Origin of the sequence: Nakamurella sp. (assembly GCF_048594475.1) — a bacterium.
GTDB lineage: Bacteria > Actinomycetota > Actinomycetes > Mycobacteriales > Nakamurellaceae > Nakamurella.
Map to the genome: position 1 here is coordinate 1 of NZ_JBMDXT010000007.1, position 3431 is coordinate 3431.

General features: G+C 78.9%; 1 protein-coding gene. It reads left to right on the forward strand.

Annotated elements, in window-relative coordinates:
- Window positions 1–79 precede the first annotated feature (79 nt).
- Window positions 80–3431, forward strand: a 3352-nt coding sequence (locus ACOJUF_RS00245; RefSeq protein ID WP_420119854.1) for a hypothetical protein, incomplete at its 3' end; no start/stop codon positions are given.

Consider the following 3431-nt stretch of genomic DNA (forward strand, 5'->3'; position numbering starts at 1 on the left):
GGGGGAGCCGGTCGGGGGCGCGTGCCGGGGGGACCCGCGCGGGGGCGCCGCCTCCTGCCCCCCCGGGGGGGCCGGGTGGGTGACCGGGGCCGGGGGGGTCGACCGCCACCAGTCGGCCGGCGACCTGCCGCTCACCGCGACCGACGCCGGCAACCGGCCCGTCGACCTGCTCGGCCCGGACGGTCCGGTCCAGGTGGTCCCGGCCCCGGCCGACCTGCGGCTGACCGACCCGTCCGCGATCGAGCAGCCGGTCGCCGGCGGCTCCGGCCGCATCACGTTCACCGCGGCGAACGCCGGCGGCCGGCCGACGGTGCCGACCGGCATCGACGTCACCGGGACCGACGGCGTGAGCCTGGCCGCCAGCGCGACCGGGACCGTGAGCTGCGACGCGCCCGCCGGCCGTTGCACCCTGCCGGCCATCGCCCCGGGTGGACAGGTGATCGTCTCCCTGACCATCTCGGCCACCCCGGCGACCACCACCGGCACTGTGACGGTGACGCCGGACGGCGGCCCCGCCGGCCCCCGATTCACCGTCCTGGCCGGGCCCGGCATCACCGCTTTGACCACGCCGACCGGTCAGCTGGTCGCCGACGGCGCCGCCCGGACCGTCCCGGTCGCCGCGGCCCTGGCGCCCACGGTGACCACCCCGGGGCCGGTCACCGTGACCTCCGGCAGCCCGGCGGTCCGGCTGTCCTGCGGCGGGGCGACCGCCGCCGGCACGGCTACCTGCACCCCGGGCGCCGGGAACGGCTTCGACCTCGTCGTCGTGGTCGACCCGGACCAGGCCCCCGGTCCCCTGCCGATCACCGCCGCCGACGCGGGCGCCCGCCCCCTGAACCTGCGCGGGCCGGACGGCCCGGTGCAGGTCGTCCCGGCCCCGGCCGATCTGACCCTCGCGCTGGGTACCGTCGTTCCCCCGGCCGCCGGCGGGCAGGGCAGCGTGACCGTGACGATCGCGAACACCGGCGGTCTGCCCTCGGGCGCCGATCGCTCGCTGGGGCTGTCCCTGCCCGCGGGTCTCACGCCGGGCAGCGCCACCCCCGGGGTCGACTGTGCCGGGACGACCTGCACCCTGCCCCCGGTCGGGCCCGGCGCCTCGCTGATCGTGACGGTGACCCTGGCCGCCGACCCGGGCGCGACCGACGGCCTCGCCGAGATTACGCTCGGCGAGGCCGGCACCGGTCCGTTCCCGATTCCGGTCCGGGCCGGAGTCACCGCGCTGTCCGTGCCGGCCGGCACCCTGCTCGCCGACGGGCGGCCACAGACCGTCCCGGTGACCGCGACGCCGGCCGCCGGCGTCACCGATCTCGGTGCGATCACGGTGACCGCGCCCGACGGCATCGACCTGGCCTGCCCGGACACCGGGACCGCCGGCCCCACGGTGACGTGCGACCTCGGCACGGGCACGACCGTCCCGCTCACCATCACCCCGGCCACCGGCGCACCGCTGGGCCCGATCGCCCTGACCGCCCGGGACGCGGGCGGCCGGACGATCCCGGACGACTTCCGCGGACTCGTCGTGCGGTCCCCCGCGCGGCTCGACCTCGGCCCGGTGGTGCTCGTGCGGCCGCTCGTGGCCGGCGGTGGCGGCGCGGTCGCCCTGACCGTCACCAACTCGGGCGGGGTCGAGTCCGCGCCCGCCGCGCTCACCCTGCCGGCCCCGGCCGGGGTCGCGATCAGCGGCGTCACGGTCGACGGCGACGGGGCCGCCGGCCGGGTGGCCGACGGGCCCGGCCCCGCCTGGTCGGTCGGTGCCCTCGCCCCCGGCGCGTCCGTCACCCTGACCGTCGACCTGACGGTCGACCCGACCGTCCCGGCCGACGCCGAGCTGCGCCTCGCCGTCGGGGACACGGAGTCCGATGCCCTGGCCGTGTCCGTGGCCGCGGGCATCGACCGGCTGGTCGTCGACCCGGACGGCCCGGTCGTCGCCGACGGGCGGCCGAGCGACCGCACCGTCACCGTCGAGGCCGCCGACGGCATCGACCCGGGCGAGGTCACCCTGGTGGCCGGCGGGGGCATCACCATCACGGGCCCGAACGGCTGCCCGTCCGACGCCGACGAAACCCGGGTGACCTGCGGCGACCGCCGCTTCACCGTCGCGATCACCGCACCGCCGGGCACTGCCGCCGGCCCGCTGCCGCTGACCGCGACCGACGCCGGCGGCCGGCCGCTCACGCTCACCGCCCTGACCGTCGCCGCTCCCGCCACGCTCGACTTCGTCGGTGACGCCGAGATCGTCGCGCCGCCGGTGGCCGGCGGAACCGGCGCCGTCCGGTTCACCGTCACCAACTCCGGCGGGGTGGCCTCGGCCGACGGGGTCCCGGTCCGGGCCGCGGGCACCGAGGGTCTGACCCCGACCGCGGTCGAATGCTCCGCCGGCGCGGTGGCGCCCGCCGTCGCCGCCGGCGATCCGGCCGGCTGCGTCCTGCCGCCGATCGATCCGGGCGGCACGGCCACCGTCGAGCTCACCGTCCGGGCCACCCCGGCCGTCACCGCCGGCACCGTCACCGTGCGCCTGCCGGACGCGTCCCGATCGGCCGATCTCACCGTCGGTCCGGGCCTGGCCGTGCTCAGCGCCTCGACGACCTCGTCCGTCGTCGCCGACGGAACGCCGACCCCGATCACCCTGGTCGCGACCCCGACCGACGACACCGTCACCGAGTACGGTCCGGTCACCGTCGACACCGGGACCGACCGCGTGACGATCGCCTGCGGCGGCACCGCCGGGCCGCGGGTGACCTGCGACCTCGGCCGCGGGACCGTTCCGCTCGTGCTCCGCGTCGCCCCCGGCACCACGGGCCCGCTGGCCGTCACCGCGACCGATGCGGCCGGCCGGACCGTCCCCACCACCTTCGACACGCTGGTCGTGCTCCGGCCGAGCGCGCTCGCGCTGTCCGGGTGGCAGGCCGGCCCGCTGGTCGCCGGGACCGGCGGCACCGCCGCCCTCACCGTCACCAACACCGGCGACGTGCCGACCTCGGCCGGCCTGCCGATCGCGATCGCGGCCACCGACGCCGCCGGCGGCGACCTGGATCCCGCTCTGCTCCGGCTCGTCGGGGTCACCCCGGCCGACGCGGTGACCTGCACCGACCAGGGCTGCGCGCTGCGCCCGCTGGCCCCGGGCACGCCGGTGACCCTGACCCTGGACCTGGCGGCCGCGATCACCCTGCCCGGCGACCGGGTCGGGATCACCGTCGGGGTGGGCGCGGTCACGGCCGGCCCGGCCCTGGCCGAGGTCCGCTCCGCCGTCCGCGGCGTCACGATCGACCCGGCCGGGCCGCTGTACCCGGACGGCCGGCCGGTCACCCGCACGGTCACCGTGAGCAGCGACGGGCCCGACCCCGCGGTCACGTTCCTCCCCGATGGCGGCGTCACGCTGGCCGGTCCGGCCTGCCCGGCCGGTACCGAGCCGGGCCGCCTGACCTGCACCG